This is a genomic window from Vibrio sp. 10N.247.311.51 (assembly GCF_041467855.1).
In the GTDB taxonomy this organism is placed as follows: domain Bacteria; phylum Pseudomonadota; class Gammaproteobacteria; order Enterobacterales; family Vibrionaceae; genus Vibrio; species Vibrio coralliirubri.
The window spans coordinates 71,587-92,496 of the sequence record NZ_JBFSVK010000020.1; the positions used below are offsets into that span (position 1 = coordinate 71,587).

The 20,910-nt window shown below is 44.6% G+C and carries 15 protein-coding genes; 9 read left to right on the forward strand and 6 right to left on the reverse strand.

The features are described from left to right. Nucleotides 1-4: 4 nt before the first annotated feature. Entirely contained in the window at nt 5-2,350 is a 2,346-nt protein-coding gene (gene lptD / locus AB6E85_RS17330) for an LPS assembly protein LptD (protein WP_372143355.1), read from the reverse strand. Between the two features lie 149 nt (nt 2,351-2,499). On the opposite strand from lptD, the gene djlA reads away from it, so the two are divergent. Next, nucleotides 2,500-3,354: a co-chaperone DjlA gene (gene djlA, locus AB6E85_RS17335; protein ID WP_372143357.1), complete on the forward strand. Its 855-nt coding sequence runs from the start codon at nt 2,500-2,502 to the stop codon at nt 3,352-3,354. 56 nt (nt 3,355-3,410) lie between these two features. Next, nucleotides 3,411-3,956, forward strand: a complete 546-nt coding sequence (locus AB6E85_RS17340; protein WP_372143358.1) for a DUF924 family protein — start codon at nt 3,411-3,413, stop codon at nt 3,954-3,956. 95 nt (nt 3,957-4,051) lie between these two features. On the opposite strand, the gene AB6E85_RS17345 is transcribed toward AB6E85_RS17340, so the two are convergent. The 5 genes from AB6E85_RS17345 to leuA form a co-directional block, all read right to left on the reverse strand. Further along, nucleotides 4,052-4,834, reverse strand: a complete 783-nt coding sequence (locus AB6E85_RS17345; protein WP_372143360.1) for a DUF547 domain-containing protein — start codon at nt 4,832-4,834, stop codon at nt 4,052-4,054. A 156-nt stretch (nt 4,835-4,990) separates the two neighbouring features. Next, entirely contained in the window at nt 4,991-5,593 is a 603-nt protein-coding gene (leuD, locus tag AB6E85_RS17350; RefSeq protein ID WP_017061388.1) for a 3-isopropylmalate dehydratase small subunit, read from the reverse strand. Nucleotides 5,594-5,607: 14 nt separating this feature from the next. Continuing rightward, nucleotides 5,608-7,020 carry a 3-isopropylmalate dehydratase large subunit gene (gene leuC / locus AB6E85_RS17355; protein ID WP_059021564.1) on the reverse strand — a complete coding sequence of 471 codons (1,413 nt, stop codon included), beginning with the start codon at nt 7,018-7,020 and terminating at the stop codon, nt 5,608-5,610. 117 nt (nt 7,021-7,137) lie between these two features. Then, nucleotides 7,138-8,229 (reverse strand): 3-isopropylmalate dehydrogenase, encoded by a 1,092-nt coding sequence (leuB, locus tag AB6E85_RS17360; protein ID WP_017061390.1) that lies wholly within the window; start codon nt 8,227-8,229, stop codon nt 7,138-7,140. 97 nt (nt 8,230-8,326) lie between these two features. Further along, complete coding sequence (gene leuA / locus AB6E85_RS17365) at nt 8,327-9,874, reverse strand: 2-isopropylmalate synthase (RefSeq protein WP_048614879.1); 1,548 nt, start codon at nt 9,872-9,874, stop codon at nt 8,327-8,329. A gap of 568 nt (nt 9,875-10,442) precedes the next feature. On the opposite strand from leuA, the gene AB6E85_RS17370 reads away from it, so the two are divergent. The 7 genes from AB6E85_RS17370 to AB6E85_RS17400 all read left to right on the forward strand — a co-directional run bounded on the left by AB6E85_RS17370 (nt 10,443) and on the right by AB6E85_RS17400 (nt 20,810). Next, the gene (locus AB6E85_RS17370) at nt 10,443-11,102 is read left to right on the forward strand and encodes a TetR/AcrR family transcriptional regulator (protein WP_048609655.1); all 660 of its coding nucleotides are present in this window, start codon (nt 10,443-10,445) and stop codon (nt 11,100-11,102) included. Further along, nucleotides 11,102-12,439: an efflux RND transporter periplasmic adaptor subunit gene (locus AB6E85_RS17375; protein WP_372143363.1), complete on the forward strand. Its 1,338-nt coding sequence runs from the start codon at nt 11,102-11,104 to the stop codon at nt 12,437-12,439. Before AB6E85_RS17370 ends, AB6E85_RS17375 begins: the two co-directional genes overlap by 1 nt. Next, nucleotides 12,436-15,543, forward strand: a complete 3,108-nt coding sequence (locus AB6E85_RS17380) for an efflux RND transporter permease subunit (protein ID WP_372143365.1) — start codon at nt 12,436-12,438, stop codon at nt 15,541-15,543. The genes AB6E85_RS17375 and AB6E85_RS17380 overlap by 4 nt, the downstream gene beginning before the upstream one ends. 316 nt (nt 15,544-15,859) lie before the next feature. Then, complete coding sequence (locus tag AB6E85_RS17385; protein WP_017068816.1) at nt 15,860-16,384, forward strand: phosphatase PAP2 family protein; 525 nt, start codon at nt 15,860-15,862, stop codon at nt 16,382-16,384. A gap of 54 nt (nt 16,385-16,438) precedes the next feature. After that, the gene (locus AB6E85_RS17390) at nt 16,439-17,494 is read left to right on the forward strand and encodes an MJ1255/VC2487 family glycosyltransferase (protein WP_048609658.1); all 1,056 of its coding nucleotides are present in this window, start codon (nt 16,439-16,441) and stop codon (nt 17,492-17,494) included. A gap of 346 nt (nt 17,495-17,840) precedes the next feature. Beyond that, nucleotides 17,841-18,800, forward strand: a complete 960-nt coding sequence (gene leuO / locus AB6E85_RS17395) for a transcriptional regulator LeuO (RefSeq protein WP_019826889.1) — start codon at nt 17,841-17,843, stop codon at nt 18,798-18,800. Between the two features lie 201 nt (nt 18,801-19,001). Further along, nucleotides 19,002-20,810, forward strand: a complete 1,809-nt coding sequence (locus AB6E85_RS17400) for a long-chain fatty acid--CoA ligase (protein ID WP_372143367.1) — start codon at nt 19,002-19,004, stop codon at nt 20,808-20,810. Nucleotides 20,811-20,910: the final 100 nt, after the last annotated feature.

Sequence of the window (20,910 nt, forward strand, 5' to 3'; positions counted from 1 at the left end):
AAAATTAGTTGTTTAAGAAGAATGGGCGGCCGTACTCTAAAGAGTTTCCAGAGCTATCGAAGCCCGAAACGTTTGACCTAGATCCAGCTGATGTACCGAAGCCTACAATACCAAAATTAACACTAAAGTTGTTTTCGTAAACAGGATCAGCATTTATGTCTGAGTAGCCATTACCAGTCCAGCTTCGGAGTTCGTTGCTGTAGGTAACTCCTACATACCAGCAGTCATCTTTATAGCGTAGGTTTGCTAACCACTCGATAGCGATGTTTTCATTCAGATCATGATAATACTGAGCGCTTGCATACCACTTCGGAGTAAATTGGTATCCGCTCACAATACCTGCCTGTGAAATGCCTTCACGTGTAATATCATCGATATTGTTGATTGATTCACCAACGTTAGCATCAATATACTCTTTAGTGACATAACGATAATTAGCCTGAACAAAACCGTTATTGTCGATACGATATTCAATCGTACTATTGGCTAATTGCATTTCTGCTGAGTCGATATCGTATTGAACGCCGCCATGGTAAAAAAGGTAGTCATCATAGTTAAAATCGACCTCAACAGCCCAGGATGAATAATTAGAGTTTTCTGATGAATCGTTGCTGCCAGATGATTGCTTTGTTTCTTTATCGATATAAAAAATTTGACCAAAAGAGATATTAAGTCGCTCTTTGTATTCGTCATCAAAGAAACGTGAGGATGCTCCATAACTGACTTGATTTGCTGCTGCTATATAGTCGACGCCGCTGTATTTACGACTTCTAAAAAGACCATAATAATCTGTTTGTAGAAGTGTAGTGTCATACAGGCCTATATCACTTTGGTCTTGTTCTGGAACATAAAGGTACTGAACTTGAGGTTCTAGAGTTTGTGTATAACCATTTAAGTAACTAGTGTCACGCTCAAGCACTAAACCTGCGTGAGTTCTAAACTCAGGAATAACCCTGCTAACGCTTTCTTCTAGCTCTAAATATTCAGCATCTACGCCATTTAAATCTTGGTTATAGTATGTTCCAAGTAGGCGAGCCTCGGTTGTCCATGTTCCCCAGGTTGTGCTTAGTGGTACTTTTAATCCTGGTTCTATGTGCAATCGTGTTGCTGTCGGTTTTCCTTTTGCATCTGTATCAAATTGAGAGACATGACTAATCATATCAACCTCTACAGAGTCCCATAGAATAGGAGCGTAATAGTTAAACGTTAGCTGTGGCATTAAGCGATAAGCTTGGGTATTTCCATCGGTGAGTACTTGGAAGTCACGAACGGCGAGAGAAGCATCCCAATTCAATGCTCGATAACTTATTTGGCCAGACTGCATTAGTTGACCATCTTCACGATTACCTATGTTCGAATCCACGTCTGAAAAATAGTTAACATCACTTACCTTCGAGTAATCGATATCAAACTTCCATGCTTGTTGATAGATACCTTCAAAGTTGAACTGTCCTCCCCAGCGACTGCCTTGTTCTGGATATTTATCATCGCTTTCTAGGAACTCGAATTTTAAATTGCTTTCACCAAAAGCACTTAAATGACGGAACTCATTGTTTAGTTGTGTGCCGCGCTCGGCCATATATTTAGTTGTGAAAAGTAGATCGTAGTTTGGTGCTATATTCCAATAGAAAGGCACCTCGGTTTCAAAACCGTCACTTGAACCGTACGAAATCGTAGGGTACAAAAAGCCAGTTTTACGCTTATCTCCTACTGGAACAGTGAGATATGGCATGTAGAAAACAGGAACATCTAGAATCTCAAAACGTGGGTTGTAGAATGTGGCTTGTTCTTCATCTTGGTCTAGCTCGATACTAGAAGCTTTTAGCCTCCATGACTTATCTCCTAGTGGGCAAGAAGTGATAGATCCATCTTCCATGGTATAAACCGCTTTACCAGTGCGGGATATATATTGGGCATCCCCTCGGCCTGGTTCACAAAGGAACTGGTATTGGGTGTTCTCTAGTTCGATTTGATCTGTATTTAGATTATTGGTCGCTTTGTCTGAGACCGATTTGATTTGACCATCACTAAAGTTTACGTTGCCTTCAGCTACAACGATATTTTCTTGTTGGTGCAGGGTTACGTTATCGGCAAGGATGGTCTTGTTCCCTTGCGTAACGACTACGTCACCTGAATATATTGCTTTGTCACCATTGATAGCCTCTAAGCGATCTGACTCAACATGAGCGGGTAGCTGTGTCTCGTTTTCTGCAGCGGGCTCGATCAAGCATTGATCTATAGAGGGCATTTCCTGCACACTACTATCGGTGATTGTTTCAGCTTGAGTTGTCGACACGTATAACGCCGTACTTATAGACGCGGCTAACAAGGTGCGGGAAAAAGATTGCATGAAGTTGAACTATCCTGTGTCACTAGATGAAGGGTTGATCTAGTATCAATCCAATTAATAAAGCATTTTCCTTATGATAAAGGAAATAATAGCATTCAGCATCATCAGACAGCATTACTCAGATAAAATTCATAGATAGAGAACACATAATGCAAATATTTGGCAAAATTTTGGGCGCGTTTTTTGGCTTTTTATTTGGAGGGCCACTCGGTTTAGTTTTTGGTCTGTTTTTAGGACACCAATTCGATAAAGCTCGCCGATTGAACCAATCAGGCTTCAATAGCTCTGGTTTTGGTCGAGGTCCAAGCCAAGCAGAAAGACAGAACGAGTTTTTTAAATCCGCTTTTGCGGTTATGGGGCACGTTGCTAAAGCGAAAGGACAGGTAACGCCAGAAGAGATTCAACTCGCTTCTACCATGATGGAGCGCATGAATCTGCACGGCGAACAACGCAAAGCGGCGCAAGATGCATTCCGTGACGGCAAAGAGAGCGACTTCCCACTGAGCGACGTACTTGAGCGAGTGAAAATCTCATCGGGTGGTCGTTTTGATCTTCTGCAGTTCTTTTTAGAGCTTCAGGTATCTGCCGCATTTGCGGATGGAAGTTTGCACCCGAGTGAGCGCCAAGTTCTGCATAAAATAGCGCAAGGGCTTGGGTTTTCGGCAGAGCAACTAGAACGCCGCTTGCAGATGCAAGAAGCTGCGTTCCGTTTCCAACAGCAAGGTGGAAGCTTTGGTGGCCATCAAAACCATGGACACTCATCAGGTTGGCAACAGGCTTCACAACAGAACCAGCTAGGCGATGCATATAAGGTTCTTGGTGTGAGTGAAAGTGCTGACGGTAAAGAGGTGAAGAAAGCCTACCGCAAGCTGATGAATGAGCATCACCCAGATAAACTGATGGCGAAGGGTTTACCGCCTGAGATGATGAATGTTGCGAAAGAGAAATCGCAAGAAATTCAAAATGCTTATGACCTGATAAAGAAGGTCAAAGGTTTTAAGTAATCGAACACTAAACCGAGTAATAACAAAGTTACTCGGTTTTTATTAAAGGGAATTATATGACGGTACTGTATCAGGATGTTCTAGAGTTTTGGTTCGATGAGTTGACGCCTAAAGATTGGTTTACTGGCGGCGCCGAGATTGACACTTTGATAGAGTCTCGATTTTCTGAACTGCATAAAGCAGCCATTCAAGGCGAGCTATTTGAATGGCGACAAAACGCACAAGGGCGATTGGCAGAGATTATCGTACTTGATCAGTTTTCTCGAAATATAGGCAGAAACAGTCCGACAGCTTTTTCGGCTGATCCGATGGCGTTGGCTCTAGCCCAAGAAGCGGTAGCGGGTGGTTTTGATCACCAGCTTAACGAGCAACAAAAAAGCTTTCTGTATATGCCTTATATGCACAGTGAGTCTTTGTTAGTCCATGAACAAGCCGTGGAACTCTTTTCTCAAACGGGATTAGAACATAATCTGGATTTTGAGTTTAAGCACAAGGTTATCATTGAGCGATTTGGTCGCTATCCGCACCGTAATGAGGTGCTAGGGCGAGCTTCGACTCTCGAAGAAATTGAATTCTTGCAGCAACCGGGCTCAAGCTTTTAATTGTAGAGATATAGTCCAATAGATAAAAAAGAGGCAAGGTTAATAAAAACCTCTAGCCTATTTTTTTGCTTTAGTGATGAACTTTAGCCTTAGAGCTAGTTTGCTTGGTTAAGTGACCAATCGTATTCATAACTGATGTTTTGAGTATTCATTACAGGTTGAGTTCGATATTGGTCTAAGTGCTGAATAAGTTGTTTCTCTGTACCAAAATCCACAGCAAACCATTCGTAAATCGATGATAGTTGAAGCTTACTGTTTGTAACCAGCACGCCTTTGTCACTGCTTACAAACTCAGTTGCAGCTTGCTCTAGCAAGGCTTCAGTATTGTCAGAGGTAAAAGCGTCAGGTTGTAAGTTAGGGCAACCTAGGCTGGCACAGTTCACTGCATAATGCGTACGAGGGTCTTGCCAAATCGGTCTTAGGATTCGATGTTCAATGTCGTTGAGTGTCAGTGATTTTCCGTTAACGACTACCACATCATCTCCCCACGGCCCAAAACTAAATAGTCCGCCAAGTTTAGTGATGGATTTGATCGGATAAGCATCAAGAATCAAATCGACAGTCACGGCGTTGTATAGGTTAACCCAATAGGCATACTGCTCCGCTTTTGAATAGTCGAGCGGATTAACCTGTTCGAGTTGCTTGATGTATTGATTGAGTTTTGTCTTATCGGCAGTGTTCACTGCTTTATAGCGAACTAGGGTATTTTGCCCTTGTTTAACTAAGTAGTTATCGAGAAATTGCTGCCAATTTTGATGAGAAATTTGTTCCGAGTTGACCTCATTACTTTGATTCCAGTACGGCCACAGTTCTGATTTCGGCGCCGACCAAGCTAAGGTTGAGAAAAGTAGGCTGACAATAAAAAGTAGTTGTTTCATGGCATTCTCCTGATGACTGACTACTAAGACCTTATGGCTTACCATTTTCTTTCACAGCTCTTCATTTAAATAAACATATGAAGTTAAGTTAAAAGCTTAGCCAAATAAAAAAGGTTGGCACTTGGCCAACCTTTAGATTTATTCAGAAACGTCTCATTATTTTAGGAAGCTAGGAATCTTAGCTTCAAACTCTGAGATCTTATCGGCGTGTTGAAGTGTAAGGCCGATATTATCTAAACCATTCAGTAAGCAGTGACGACGGAACTCATCAATTTCAAACGAGTACTCTTTGCCGTTCGCGCTAACTTTCATCGCTTCTAGATCAACCGTGATTTCTGCTCCTTCATTCGCTTCAACGAATTGGAATAGCTCGTCCACTTCTTGCTCAGTCAATCGAACTGGCACCATTTGGTTGTTGATCGAGTTACCATAGAAAATGTCGGCAAAGCTTGGTGCGATCATTACTTGGATACCATAATCGGCAAGCGCCCAAGGTGCGTGTTCACGAGATGAACCACAACCGAAGTTTTCACGAGCTAGAAGAATTGAAGCGCCTTGGTAGCGTGCTTCGTTCATTACAAACTCAGGGTTTGGTTGTTGGCCAGCATCGTCTAGGAAGCGCCAATCGTGGAACAAGTGCTTACCAAAACCGATGCGGTTTACTTTCTGTAGAAACTGCTTTGGAATGATCGCATCAGTATCGATGTTGGCCGTATCTAGAGGAACGACTAATCCGGTGTGTTGTTGAAAACCTGACATGTTAAATCCTCTAATTAAAGTTCACGAATATCGACAAAGTGACCAGCGATTGCCGCTGCGGCAGCCATTGCTGGGCTAACTAGGTGCGTACGACCATCACGGCCTTGGCGACCTTCAAAGTTACGGTTTGATGTAGAAGCACAGCGCTCTTGTGGACCTAGACGGTCATTGTTCATTGCAAGACACATAGAGCAACCCGGTAGGCGCCATTCAAAGCCTGCTTCGATGAAGATCTTATCTAGGCCTTCAGCTTCAGCTTGTGCTTTAACTTGCTCTGAACCAGGAACGATAAGCGCTTGAACGTGTTTCGCTACTTGACGGCCTTTCGCTACCGCTGCTGCTGCACGCATGTCTTCGATACGAGAGTTAGTACAAGAACCAACGAAGACCTTATCAACGTTGTAATCAGATAGAGATTTACCGGCTTCAAGGCCCATGTAAGCCAGCGCTTTTTCAGCCGACGCTTTTTCTACAGGGTCTGCGAAGCTTTCTGGTGCTGGGATTGGTGTGTCTACTGAGATAACCTGACCTGGGTTTGTGCCCCAAGTGACTTGTGGTTTGATGTCTGCCGCTTCTAGTGTGACAACCGCATCGAACTCAGCGTCAGCATCGGTTTTCAATGTGTCCCAGTATTCGATTGCCGCTTCTAAGTCTTCACCTTGTGGAGAGAACTTACGACCTTTGATGTACTCGTATGTCGTTGCATCAGGGGCAATTAAACCCGCTTTAGCACCTAGCTCGATTGCCATGTTACATACCGTCATACGACCTTCCATCGTAAGGTCGGTAATTGCCTCACCACAGAATTCAACCACGTAGCCAGTACCGCCAGCAGCCGTTGTTTTACCGATGATCGCTAGCACGATGTCTTTTGCCGTGATTCCCGGAGCAACCTTGCCTTTTACCTCGATTTTCATGGTTTTTGCGCGAGCTTGTTTTAGCGTTTGAGTAGCTAGAACGTGCTCAACTTCTGAAGTACCGATACCGAATGCTAGTGAACCAAATGCACCGTGTGTAGCCGTGTGTGAGTCACCACATACGATGGTCATGCCCGGTAGCGTAATACCTAGCTCAGGGCCCATTACGTGCACAATACCTTGGTATTTGTGGTTTAGGTCGTAAAGCGTGACACCAAACTCTTCACAGTTTTTCGATAGCGTTTCCATTTGGATACGAGCCATCTCACCAGAAGCGTTGATGTCTTTAGTTTGTGTTGATACGTTGTGATCCATCGTCGCAAAAGTTTTGCCTACTTGGCGAACTTTACGGCCTTTTTCACGCAGACCATCAAAGGCTTGTGGCGACGTTACTTCGTGGACTAAGTGACGATCGATATAAAGAATTGGCGTTTCGCCTTTCGCTGCAACCGCAACGTGAGCGTCATAAACTTTTTCGTATAAGGTTTTTGCTTGCTGGTTTGTCGACATAGCTTTTCTTCCTTGGGAGCATCAGTCCCAGTGTTTGTTTCGAGCCAAGTCATGCGGTTAACGCTGACTTGGCTTGATATTATTCTTATGTACTTGCTTCTAATCGGAGCATTTAGCTTATGAAGCTAAGATGTACTCGGCGATCTTGTCACCCATTTCAGAGGTAGTCAGTGCTTGGTTCTTGCCTGCAAGGTCTGCCGTTAGCTCGCCTGCAGAAAGTGCTTTAGAAACCGCTGCTTCGATGTCTTGTGCTGCCGCTTCTTCGCCTAGGCTGTAACGAAGCATTAGCGCTGCAGAAAGGATTTGCGCGACTGGGTTCGCAATGTTCTTACCTGCGATATCTGGTGCGCTGCCACCTGCTGGTTCGTATAGGCCGAAGTTGCTTTCATTTAAGCTTGCAGAAGGAAGCATACCCATAGAGCCTGTGATCATTGCACATTCATCAGAGATGATGTCACCAAAGATGTTTGAACATAGCATCACGTCAAACTGAGATGGGTCTTTGATTAACTGCATGGTCGCGTTGTCGATGTACATATGGTTTAGCGTGACATCTGGGTAATCTTTTGCGATCTCTTCAACCACTTCACGCCATAAGATAGAGCTCTGCAGAACGTTTGCTTTGTCGATTGAGTAAACGTTTTTGTTACGTAGACGTGCAGATTCAAATGCAATCTTTGCAATACGTTCGATCTCGTAACGGTGGTAAACCTCTGTATCAAAAGCTTTCTCAGTTGCGCCTTCGCCTTCACGACCTTTAGGTTGGCCGAAGTAGATGCCGCCGGTTAGTTCACGAACTACAACGATGTCGAAGCCGTTACCTGAAATGTCAGCACGCAAAGGAGAGAAAGACTCTAGACCTTTATGGATTTGTGCAGGACGTAGGTTACAGAACAATTGGAAGTGTTTACGGAGAGGAAGTAGGGCACCACGCTCTGGTTGATCGTTTGGTGGAAGGTGTTCCCATTTAGGGCCGCCAACCGAACCAAATAGTACCGCGTCAGATTCTTCACAACCCGTTACTGTCGCTTCTGGAAGTGGACAGCCATGGTTATCAATTGCGATACCACCAACATCATACTCTTCACGAGAGAAGCTAATCGCGTGCTTCTTTTCAATCGCGTCTAGCACTTTGTGTGCTTGCTGCATTACTTCTGGGCCAATGCCATCACCAGGTAGTACGGCAATCTTGTATGATTTATCAGTCATGTTAATCCTTTAATTCTTGTTACTGAGCTCTTTCGCTCGTTTTAAATTTTGTCCCTAAAGCCAACAACATCGGCTCTAGGGCTCTGTTATTGGGTGTTTAAACTGTTGCGATTCTTTGCTGTTTCATTTCAGCTATGGTGTCTGCGCGTTGAATGCTATTAATAACGTGCAGTAGCGCCTGACCAGAGGCCTCAACGATATCCGTTGAAACGCCCGTACCGTGGTACTTGCGACCTTTATAGTTAGCAATAATATCAGCTTGGCCTAAGCCATCTTCGCCTTCACCTTTCGCGGTAAGGTCGAATTTATCCAATGCAATTTCGTAACCTGTTAAGCGGTAGATACATTGGTATAAAGCATCAACCGGGCCGTTACCGACAGCCGCTTCGCATTTCTCTTCATCACCACATTGCAGCTTGATGCTGGTGGTAGACATAACACTACCAGATTGTACGCTTAGGTAGTTAAGTTTATAGAAGTCATCTTCGTCACGTAGATTTGCGAAGTGCATTAGTGCTTCTAGGTCGTAATCGAATACTTGGCCTTTACGGTCAGCCAACTTCAAGAAGTCTTCGTACAATGAATCTAGGTTGTACTCATTGTCTTTGTAGCCCATTGCGTCCATGTGGCTCTTAACGGCTGCACGACCACTGCGGCTAGTTAGGTTCAATGCTTTGTTTTTCAAGCCAATAGACTCAGGCGTCATGATCTCGTAAGTGTTCTTGTTCTTAAGCATGCCGTCTTGGTGGATACCTGAAGAGTGGCTGAATGCGTTAGCACCAACGATTGCTTTGTTGTCTTGAATTGGCATGTGGCAAAGCTGGCTAACCAACTTACTGGTACGGTGAATCTCTTTATGGTCCAAACCAGTATGAACACCTAATAGCTCCTGACGAGTTTTGATGATCATTGCGATTTCTTCTAAAGAACAGTTACCCGCACGCTCACCAATACCATTGATTGTGCCTTCAATTTGTCGAGCGCCCGCTTGAACGGCAGCAATTGAGTTAGCAACCGACATGCCTAAGTCATCGTGACAGTGAACAGAGATGATCGCTTGATCGATGTTGGGTACGCGATCAAATAGCGTTTGGATAATGCCACCGAATTCATTCGGTACTGTGTAGCCTACGGTGTCTGGAATATTGATGGTTTTTGCGCCAGCGTTAATCGCGGCTTCAACCATACGACATAGGTTGTCGATAGGTGTACGACCGGCATCTTCACAAGAGAACTCAACATCATCGGTATAGTTACGCGCATGTTTTACTGCTTTCACTGCCATCTCGACAACATCGTCGTAGCTGCGGCGTAATTTGTCTTGAACGTGAACCGTCGATGTAGAAATGAAGGTATGAATACGGAACTGCTCAGCCACTTTTAGCGCTTCTGCAGCGGCATCGATATCTTTTGCAACTGCACGAGAAAGCGCACAGATACGGCTATCTTTAATATTTTTTGCGATGGTTTGTACTGATTCGAAATCGCCTGGCGATGACACAGGGAAACCCGCTTCAATAACATCTACACCCAGTCGTTCAAGTGCATAAGCGATCTGTAATTTCTCTTTTACCGTAAGGCTTGCTGCCAACGCTTGCTCGCCATCACGTAAGGTCGTGTCAAAAATTATCACTTGATCGTTCATGGGTGCTTCCTTATATCGATAATGAATCGATTGCTATCCAAATTATTATTAAGAATGATGTTCTTTTAAAAGTGCCAGTTACAAAAAAACCCGCTCAGCGCGGGTTTTAATATTTGTGTAGTTCTTGACCCACAACTTACCCGCGCGATTGGTTCACGATAAGGAGAAGTTTCAGCAGTCGAGAAGAAGAAAAAATCATTACACAAATATCCGTAAATAAACTGTTAACACCATATTTACCGCAATTTATTCTGAGCGTCAAACAAGAAAATCCAATATCAGCGTGCATTGGCGACGTTTTGGTTTGGTTTGTGCTGTTTTGTACTGTGTTATTGGCTAAATCATCTGATTGGTGGTTTTGTATTGGGGGGTTAGTTTATCGTTTGGCTTATGTGTAGGTTAAAACTTTGTAGTAAATCTTTTTGATGGAACGATTCACCAAAAAAATCACAAGCGTGACCAGATTAATTAATCACTTGATTAAATAGTGAGTAATTAATCTTCTACTGTTACGCCTGTTTATCTCTATAATTAATCAGATGATTAATTATAGGGATGGATTTTTGCCATGACGGCACGAAAAGCGGGGCGACCTCAAAAGAACTTAGATGTTCGACAGTTATTGATTGAGCATGCTCGTGATCTGTTTGTCGTTCAGCCATACGACAAGGTCTCGACACGCCTGATTGCTGAGCGTGCGGGTGTGAACATTGCGATGATCCGTTATTACTTTGGCAGTAAGGCCGGGTTGTTTGAAGCGATGCTGCGTGAAACGCTACGACCGATGCAATTGCAGATGCAAAGGTTGGTTGAAGAAAGCAGTCATGAGAACTTTCTTGATTTAATGCGGACTTACTACAAAGAGATGGTCAAGGTGCCGAAGTTTCCGCGCTTGATAGCCCAAGTGATGAATATGCCTCCCTCTGAAGTGCAAAGAGAGTTGCTCGAAAAGGTTTTCCTCGATGTTGCAAAGCCAGCCCAAGATGTCATTTTTGAAAAGTTGGTTGAACAAGGCATCTTAAAACAGAACATGGATCCAAAATTGTGCCGTGTTTCGTATGTAAGCTTGATGGTGTTTCCTTTCATCGCTCCGCCGCCTTTATTGGCAATCCATGGGATTGAAATTAATGAAGAATTTCTTAATCGTTTAATCGAACACAACATTCAACTGATGACTGAAGGCTTTATCAACGCGCCGAGCCCTTCTTCCGTGCAGGACCAAAGATAATGAAAATAAATAAAAAACTACTCTTCTTTCCAGCACTTGCGGTTGGTGTGATTGGCCTTGTCGCCGCGATTAACTTGAAGCCGGATCTTCCAACCAAACCTGCGGGTGATAGGGCTCGCTTAGTTGATACTGTGAGCCTAGAACAACAACTGATAGCGCCGTTAGCGGTCGGCTTTGGCAAAGTGGTGCCTAAAGTTGAATGGAAAGCGATTGCTGAGGTGACAGGACAGATCGTGTATCGACATCCAGATCTTGAAAAAGGCCAGGTGATTCCTGAAGGAACGGTTGTGCTCAAGGTTGATCCATTGGATTACGAATTGAAACTGATACAAGCAGAGGCGGATCTAAAATCAAGCCAAACCTCATTAGCGAAATTGAATCAAGAAGAAGACAACCTGAATCAGACTCTTAAGATCGAAAAGAATCGCTTAGTGATCAGCAATAAAGAGCTACAGCGGAAACAGGATCTGCGTAAGAAAGGGCTGACTTCTCAGTCTGATGTCGACCTGCAACAACAAAGCGCATTGTCTCAACAGAAGCTAGTGTTGGATATCGCGAACCAAATCGCGTTAATGCCAGATGAAAAACGCGTCGCGGAAGCGGTGATTAAGGTCAATGTATCTAAAGTGAAAGAGGCGCAACGCTCTCTCGATAAGACCACCATCACTTTGCCAAGAGCGATGCGAATTGCTCAGGTTGATATCGAACAAAATCAAGTGGTTAATCTTCAACAAGAGATGTTTATTGCTCACGGGATTAATGTCATGGAAGTGGAGGCGCAACTTTCTATTCACGATATGCAAACTTTAGCCTCCAGCTTTAACCAGTTTCCTCGCGATGCTGCAGGGATCCCTAATCCTTATGAAGCGCCGATCAAAGCAAGCATTCAACTTAACAGCGGCAACTTGAACCTTAGCTGGCCTGCGAAGGTGGCAAGAATCAGCGAAACGGTTGATGAAAACCAAGCGACGGCGGGGATTATTCTTGAGATCGCTCAAGATTACTCGCAATTGCAACCAGACAGCGCAACGCCTTTGGTTAACGGTATGTTTGTCAAAGCCGAGATTGAGGGTGTCGCGAATCTAAGTTGGGTGGTTCCAGAGCGAGCACTGCATGGTGATAAGGTTTATCTGATGGATGACAATCAGCGTTTGCAAGTGGTCAATGTTGAAGTGCTTTATCGCAGAGACAATCAAGTGGTTGTGAGTGGCGAGCTACAAGCTGGAGATAAACTGGTTCTCAATGATGTCCTGCCAGCAATCGAAGGCATGTTACTGAGAGAGTCCAACTCTGAAGAGGCTGAACTTGAGTCTGATACTCAGGAGAATGCGTCATGATCAAGTTTTTCTCTCGGCACCCAACAGCAGCAAACTTGTTGATGCTTGGGTTGTTGATCTTGGGTATAAGCTCACTATCAACCATCAAACGTGAAACCTTCCCCGCTTACGATCCGCCTTACATCATGGCTGCGATTGTCTATCCCGGCGCTTCTCCACAAGAAGTGGAAGAGAGCTTGTGTGTGCGAATGGAAGATGCAGTAGACGGCTTAGCCAACATTGAAGAAACTCAGTGTGAAGCGATCGAAGGCAGCGCCCGTTTAATTCTCAAGTTAAATGAGAAAGCGGACATCGGCCGAATGCTGGTGGATGTGCAAACCCAGATCAACTCGATCAATGACTTCCCAACTGAGATTGAATCGCCTGTTGTTCAAGAGCTAGATTGGAATGAACCGGTTGTTGATATCGCTATAACAGCTGAAACGTCATGGCCAGAACTTAAGGCTTATGCGGAAGATCTTAAGCGTACTATGAAGCTTGATTACGATGTCTCTTTGGTCGAGGTAAGCGGCTTCTCTGATCATCAATATCGAGTGGAACTGGATACCCAAGCCATTCGTCAGCTGGGTTTGAGCGTCGGTGATATTGCGGATCAAATTGGTCGACAGAATGTAAAACTGCCGAGTGGTAACGTTGAAACACCAGACAAAAACTTCTTGATTCGTTTCGACGAGAGACGAATTACGCCCGTTGAACTGGAAAGCATCGTGGTTGGATCTGCGCCTAATGGCTCGGTGATCCGTTTGAGAGACATAGCCAAAATAACCGACCGCTTTGAGCTTGATGAACAGAAGGTGTTGTTTGATGGCAAGCCTTCAGCACTGCTTAAGATCAGTAAGAATAAAGAAGACGATGCGCTGCGAATCAAAGAGAACGTAACACGATTCGTTGAAGATCAAAGCGCGATTGCTCCTGATGGCGTGACACTACAAATGACCAACGATCTCTCATCTGTACTTTGGGATCGTCTAACCATGATGGTGAGCAATGGCTGGCAAGGTATTGTGCTGGTGTTCGCCACCATGTGGTTGTTCTTCAGCTTACGTTATTCATTTTGGGTGGCGGCGGGGTTGCCGGTGGCCTTCCTTGGTGGCTTGTTCTTAATGGCCAACCTTGGTTTGTCGATTAACATTATGTCGTTGGTCGGGTTGTTGATGGCAATCGGTATTATGATGGATGACGCCATCGTGATCGCCGAATCGATAGCGTCCCATTTAGACCGGGGGCAGAGTGTTGATGATGCGGTGTACAACGGCGTTAAGAAAGTGCTTCCCGGAGTACTGTCTTCTTTCCTAACCACGGTGTGTATTTTCGGTAGTTTACTGTTTCTTGATGGTGAGATGGGCGCGGTGCTTAAGGCCGTTCCTCAAGTCTTGATTTTGGTGCTGTCGTTGAGCTTGATTGAAGCCTTCTTGATTCTACCTAATCACTTATCTCATTCATTACATAAAGAAAAAAATGATAAGCCAGCGCTGCGCTTTAAAGTGGTGTTGCTTGAGAAGTTTGAGAACTTTCGTAATACCACTTTGATGAACATGGTTGAGAAAGTCGTGACCTTCCGCTACGCCTTTATGGGCGGAGTGATTACGCTGTTGTTGCTTTCGGTCGCCTTGATTGCGGGTGGCGTTGTTAAGTTTCAACCTTTCCCGGAGCTGGATGGCGATATTGCCGAGGCGCGTATCATTCTTCCGCCGGGCGCATCACTGTCTCAAACCGAGAAAGTGGTCGACAAAATTGTCGCGTCTGCTGAGCGTTTGAACAAGCAATGGAGCGAAGAGGTTGAAGAAGGCAATACACTGGTCGAGCACATAACTAGCCAATTCAATGCTAACGCCGATGCCAATGAATCTGGCCCGCACTTAGCCACAGTGCGCTTAGATTTACGCGGAGCAGAGAGCCGTAATACGGTTATCGATGACTTCATTGATGTGTGGCGTGAAGATATTGGCGATTTAGCGGATCCTATTTCATTGGTGTTCAAGCAACCCACGATGGGGCCAGGCGGTCGTGCTATCGAGATCCGAGCCAAGCATGATGACTTGAGCGCGTTGAAATCTGCTTCTTTGGATATTCAGGAGTACCTTAATCAATTTGATGGCGTGCATGGTGTGCTTGATGACATGCGCATGGGTAAAGAAGAGATCTTAGTTAAACTTCGTCCAGGTGCGGAAACCTACAATGTGAATGGGCAGATGATTGCATCTCAGTTACGAGCGGCTTTCTTTGGGCAAACGGCGGATGAGATTCAAATCGGCGTTGAGAATATTTCGATTGAAGTGCGTCTTGATAAGGAGCAAGCGGGCGACATACAGCAGCTAGCTAACTTCCCAATCATTACCTCAGATGGCAGTCAGATCCCGCTAGCAACGTTGGCGACATTAGATTTCCAACGTAACTACGTACGAATTCAACGTATTGATGGGCTGAGAACCATCAGTATCTTTGGTGATATTGATAATAAGAAAGCGAGTTCATCCGCGATTTTGGCTCAGTTCCAAAAAGATGAAGCCGCCAAACTTATTCAGAAGTACCCGGGTTTACGCTTTGATTTCGAAGGTGAGGCCAAGGATGCAGCCAAGACGGGCGCTTCGATGGGCAAAGGGTTCTTGCTTGGCTTATTCGGTGTATTTGCGATTCTTAGCTATCAGTTTAGAAGCTACTTAGAACCTGTGGTCGTGATGTTGGCCATTCCACTCGCCTTTATTGGGGTGGTCGTTGGTCACTGGATACTTGGCCATTCTTTGAGTATGCCAAGCATGATGGGCTTTGTGTCGCTTGCCGGGATTGTGGTTAATGATTCCATCTTGTTGGTGCAGTACATTCGTCACCATGTCGATGAGGGAGATAGCGTGCATGACTCGGTGGTGAAAGCCAGTCGCGAGCGTTTCCGAGCGGTATTCTTGACCTCAATGACGACAGCGGCAGGTTTGCTACCGCTGTTGACGGAAACCAGCTTACAGGCTCAGGTTATCCAGCCATTGGTTATTTCGATCGTATTCGGCATATTTGCCTCGACCTTACTGGTGCTGTTTATGATCCCTGCGGCCTACGCGATATTGGCGGATTTCGGTTTGGTGAAAAAGCACGAGCCATTAGCGCTATAGCCTTTAGCGCTATTATCATTTGCGAGCACTACTACTATTATTAGCGAGCTCTATTATCATTAGCGAACGCTATAACCATTAACACGATAGAAGTAGCGTTTGCTTGCTTATATAACGAAGTGAAAACATAGAAGAATAAAGCGGCCTTGGGTCGCTTTATTTTTATCGGTCGCTTCTGTCTCCATCCTGACTTGATCCATTGACCAGCCTATCAAGCATGGGAAATTTCATTTTAGTTCATTCAAAACGTCACTTAACTGTCATTTGTTGGGCATAACTTGAGCCTTAACTGAATAAGGATTGTTAAGGAGATCGTATGCGTACTATCGAACCTATTGTCCGCTGGGATGTGGCATTTTCTGTTTTCTGTTTAAACAACCGCTATGGCGGGCAACATGCAACGCTCAGTAAAGCGGTGTCTCATACTGGAGATGGACACCTTTATGTTTTGATTGCCTTGATTGCTCTGCTGGCCGATAGCAACACTGGTCGAGACTTTCTATTGGTGGGCTTAACCGCCTTCGCAATCGAGTTACCTATTTACTGGTTTGCTAAAAACACCCTCAAGCGCCGCAGACCAGCTGAATTCTCTTCACTGCTTCACTCTCATATTGTGCCATCCGATAAATACAGCCTGCCTTCAGGGCATTCCGCTGCGGCTTTTGTTATGGCGACCTTAATTGGACATTTCTATCCGAGCTTGTACCTCTTTAGCTTGGTATGGGCAACTGCGATTGCAGGCTCTCGAATCCTGCTCGGTGTGCACTTTTTAACGGACGTACTGATTGGCGCAGCCTTGGGCATCGCTTGTACCAGCCTCGCTATCAGCTTCATCCTGTAATTATTTTGTTGGCAACCACTGCCGAGCTTAAGTAGCAAATTTAAAGGAACATGCATGAAAATTTTATATGGCGTACAAGGCACAGGAAATGGGCACATCGCTCGAGCGAGAGCAATGGCCGTCGCTTTTCGTCAGCAAAATATTGATGTCGACTTTCTGTTCTCTGGGCGAGATGAGAGCAAATACTTTTCGATGGAAGCGTTTGGCAACTATCAGACCCGCAGCGGCTTAACTTTTTACAGCGAGCAGGGGCAGGTTAAATACGGCAAAACATTCATGAAGAACAACATCTGGCGATTTCTCCGTGAGATTAACCAGATCGATCTTACGCCTTATGACTTAGTGATTAATGATTTTGAGCCTGTCACTGCATGGGCGGCTAAGAGACAAGGTGTGCCATGCATTGGGATAAGCCACCAGAATGCGTTTCGTTATGATGTACCTAAAGAAGGGGGCAACTGGATTGAACATTCAGTTATTCAACATTTCGCCCCAACCGAGCACTCTATTGGCTTGCACTGGTATCACTTTGAACAGCCGATTTTGCCGCCTATCGTTCACACGCTGGTTGGTGAGCAACAAACCAAAACAGCACAAGACTTTACGTTGGTCTATTTGCCATTTGAGGATCTTGAGTCGATCTCAGAGCTGCTGATGAAGTTTATTTCGCACAACTTTGTCTGTTACCACCCGGATGTTATTGAGCACAGCCGAGTCGAAAATATTGAGTTCAAACCACTCAGTCATGCTGGCTTCCAATTCGACCTCAATCAGTGCTCTGGTGTGGTCGCAAATGGCGGCTTTGAATTGCCATCTGAAGCCCTCACTTTGGGGAAGAAATTGCTTCTCAAACCACTCGAAGGGCAGTTCGAACAACAGAGTAATGTGGCGACGCTAGAGGCTCTTGGATTAGCTCAAACCATGACCTTTTTAGATGCGGCTATCTTGCGTGCTTGGCTCAGTGAAAAACAGGCTGAAGTGGTCACCTATCCAGACGTGGCAAGTGCACTCGTTGAGTGGGTATTAGCAGGGAATTGGTCTAATCAAGATGACTTAAGAAAGCAACTTTGGGACAAGGTAGACTTTCCAAGTTATGCATCGCTCACCTAACTCATAAGTGTTATTTCTGAATCAGATGGCCAACTAATTCATCGGTTCAATAAATTGTAACAATTGTAACCAAAAGATAGAACAGCTAAATAAGTCGAAATCAAACTCATAAGTTACGCTTTTTATATTTTTTTATAACTCTATAAATTACTGATTTTTAGATGTTATTTAATCATTAAGATAAAATAAAATTATTCTTTATCAATCTTGTTGGTAGCTCGAGATGTATTGGTTAATAGTAATGTCAATCCGAAAAACATCGGTCTGATAAATATAAGAATTAGTGGTTATCTATTCTCATACCATTACCAATTTAACGCTGTCGAACCGACAAGAGGCAACTTGAATGTTAGATAAAAAAGACGCAATGAGTGCTATTGCAAGCTACAGAATGGAAAGCACACTTCGTGGAGTCGACTTAAATCTTTTGACTGTATTTGATGCAGTTATGCAAGAGCAAAACATTACACGTGCAGCTCACAATCTGGGTATGTCTCAGCCTGCTGTAAGTAACGCTGTTGCTCGTCTAAAAGTGATGTTTAACGACGAACTATTCATGCGTCAAGGTCGTGGTATTCAACCGACTCAACGTGCTCGTCAGTTGTTTGGTCCAATCCGCCAAGCGCTACAATTAGTGCGTAACGAACTACCAAGTTCTGTGTTCTCTCCAGAGTCGTCTTCTCGCCTGTTCAAACTTGCGATTTGCAGCCCTTGTGACATGCGTTTTGCTCCTAAGATTATGTCGACAATCAACGACCAAGCACCTAGCGTTAAACTGCATATGGATGCTGAATTCGATCGTCAACTTTCTGAGCGTATGCGTTACCAAGAAATCGACTTCGTTATCGATTACGCTCGTTTTGATGAGCAAGGCTTCTCAAGCACTGAAATCTTCCAAGACGAATTAGTTGTGGTTGCTTCTGCTTCTCACCCACGTATCAACGGTGAAGTTTCTGCGGCAGAGCTGCTTAACGAAAAGCACGCAAAACTGTCTCGCATCCATGGTCAACGTAGCTTCTCTGAGCAAGCTTACCGTGACCTAGATTGCACGCCTTTCTACGAAGGTACGAGCTTAAGCAACGTTCTTTACGTTGTAGGCCAATCTGAACTAGTAACAATTGCTCCTCGTTGGATGGTTGAACATGCAGCAAACAAAGAGCAACTTCAGATTCTAGATTTCCCATTCGATAATGCGGCGATTTCTGGCTTCCTAAGCTGGCACGAATCAAGTGAAAAGGATAAAGGACACATTTGGTTACGAGATCAGTTAATGATGATCTGTGGCGAAGTCGTGGCACTTAACTAGACACTAATCCCTATGATTTATAAGCCCTAAGCTAGGAGACTGGCTTAGGGCTTTTTTATGCGCGCTATTTTAGTGGGTAGAAAACTTAGCGTTAGACGTACTATTACTGATAACTTTGAGCTTCATCAGTTGCCTTTTCCATGATCAGAGGTACACTTGTGCGCTCAAAAAAGCTTACAGGTGTAAGCCAAAGGTAAAGAGATGGCCAATTTAGATTTTCATATCGTAAAAAGACTTCGTGACCAAATTGCCCAAGGCGGCAACCATACAGCTTTGAAGCACAAAGTAGACAATGTATGGCAAGGCATTAGCTGGGAACAGTTTGGACAACAAATCGATACGCTTTCATTAGCACTGTTGGCTCAAGGACTGAGAGTTCAGGATAAGATCGGTATCTATTCGAACAATATGCCTCAATGGACCGTGGCAGATTTTGCATCTTTACAAGCACGCCTTGTGACTGTGCCGATTTATCCAACGAACACAGCAGCACAGTCTTCTTACATCATCCAAAATGCAGATGTGAAGATCTTATTCGTTGGTGAGCAAGTTCAATTCGATGCGGCGGTTAGCCTGTTTGAAGAGTGCGAGCAGCTAGAGGTGGTTGTGGCTATGTCTGATGACATCGACCTGCAAGGACACAGCTTTGCCGTATCTTGGAATGACTTCATGGCGCGTGGCGTTGAAGCACAACAAGCTGAACTTGACGTGCGTCTTGCTGATGCAAGCATGGACGACTTGCTGACTCTTATCTATACCTCTGGTACCACAGGTCAGCCAAAAGGCGTAATGCTTGATTACACCAATATTGGCTATCAGTTAGAAGGCCACGATGAGCGCCTTAGCTTAAGCAAAGATGATGTCTCATTGTGTTTCCTACCGTTATCACACGTATTTGAGCGTGCTTGGACGTTCTACGTTCTCTATAAAGGCGCAACCAACTGCTACCTGCAAGATACGATGCAAGTGCGTGATGCGCTAAGCGATGTGAAACCGACCGTAATGTGTGCGGTTCCACGCTTCTACGAGAAGATCTTCTCTGCGATTCACGAGAAGGTATCTAAAGCGCCATTTATTCGTAAAGTGCTATTTACTTGGGCGGTGAACATGGGAGCAAAGCTTTCAGTTTGTCACCAAGAAGGTCGTACGCCATCGTTGATGCTGAAGAAGAGCCATGCGCTAGCCGATAAGCTTGTGCTATCTAAACTGCGCGCTCTACTCGGCGGTAACATCAACTTCATGCCATGTGGTGGCGCGAAGCTTGATGAGACTATTGGTCGCTTCTTCCATGCTATCGGCATCAACGTAAAACTTGGCTACGGCATGACAGAAACCACAGCAACAGTATCTTGTTGGGATGACCGCTGTTTTAACCCTGATTCGATTGGTATGTCGATGCCGGGCGCAGAAGTAAAAATTGGTGCGAAGGACGAGATTCTTGTTCGTGGTCCAATGGTGATGCGCGGCTACTACAAGATGCCAGAAGAGACCGCTAAGACATTCGATGAGCACGGTTTCTTGAAAACCGGTGATGCGGGCCATTTTGATGAAAATGGTAACCTGTTCATTACCGATCGTATCAAAGAGCTGATGAAAACCTCTGGTGGTAAGTACATTGCACCGCAAGTGGTTGAAGGCGCGATTGGTAAAGATCACTTTATTGAACAGATTGCTGTTATCGCTGATACACGCAAATTCGTTTCTGCGCTGATTGTTCCTTGTTATGACTCGCTAGAAGAGTACGCCAAAGAGCTTAATATCAAGTATCACGATCGCGTTGAGCTTGTTAAGCATCACCAAATCGTCGAGATGCTAGAAAAGCGTGTGAATGACCTACAGCAAGAACTGGCTAAGTTTGAGCAAGTGAAGAAATTCAAACTGCTACCAAAAGCATTTTCTATGGATGATGGTGAGCTGACACCAACTCAGAAATTGCGTCGTAAAGTTATCAACGATAAGTATCAAGACGAAATCGAAGAAATGTACAACGAAAAGCCTAAAGATAAGTAGTTTTCTGCTTAGATAAATTTTCAGTTGTTTAAAAATCCCCCTACGAATGTGATTGCATTTTTAGGGGGATTTTTTGTATCTAATGACACAGCACAATGTG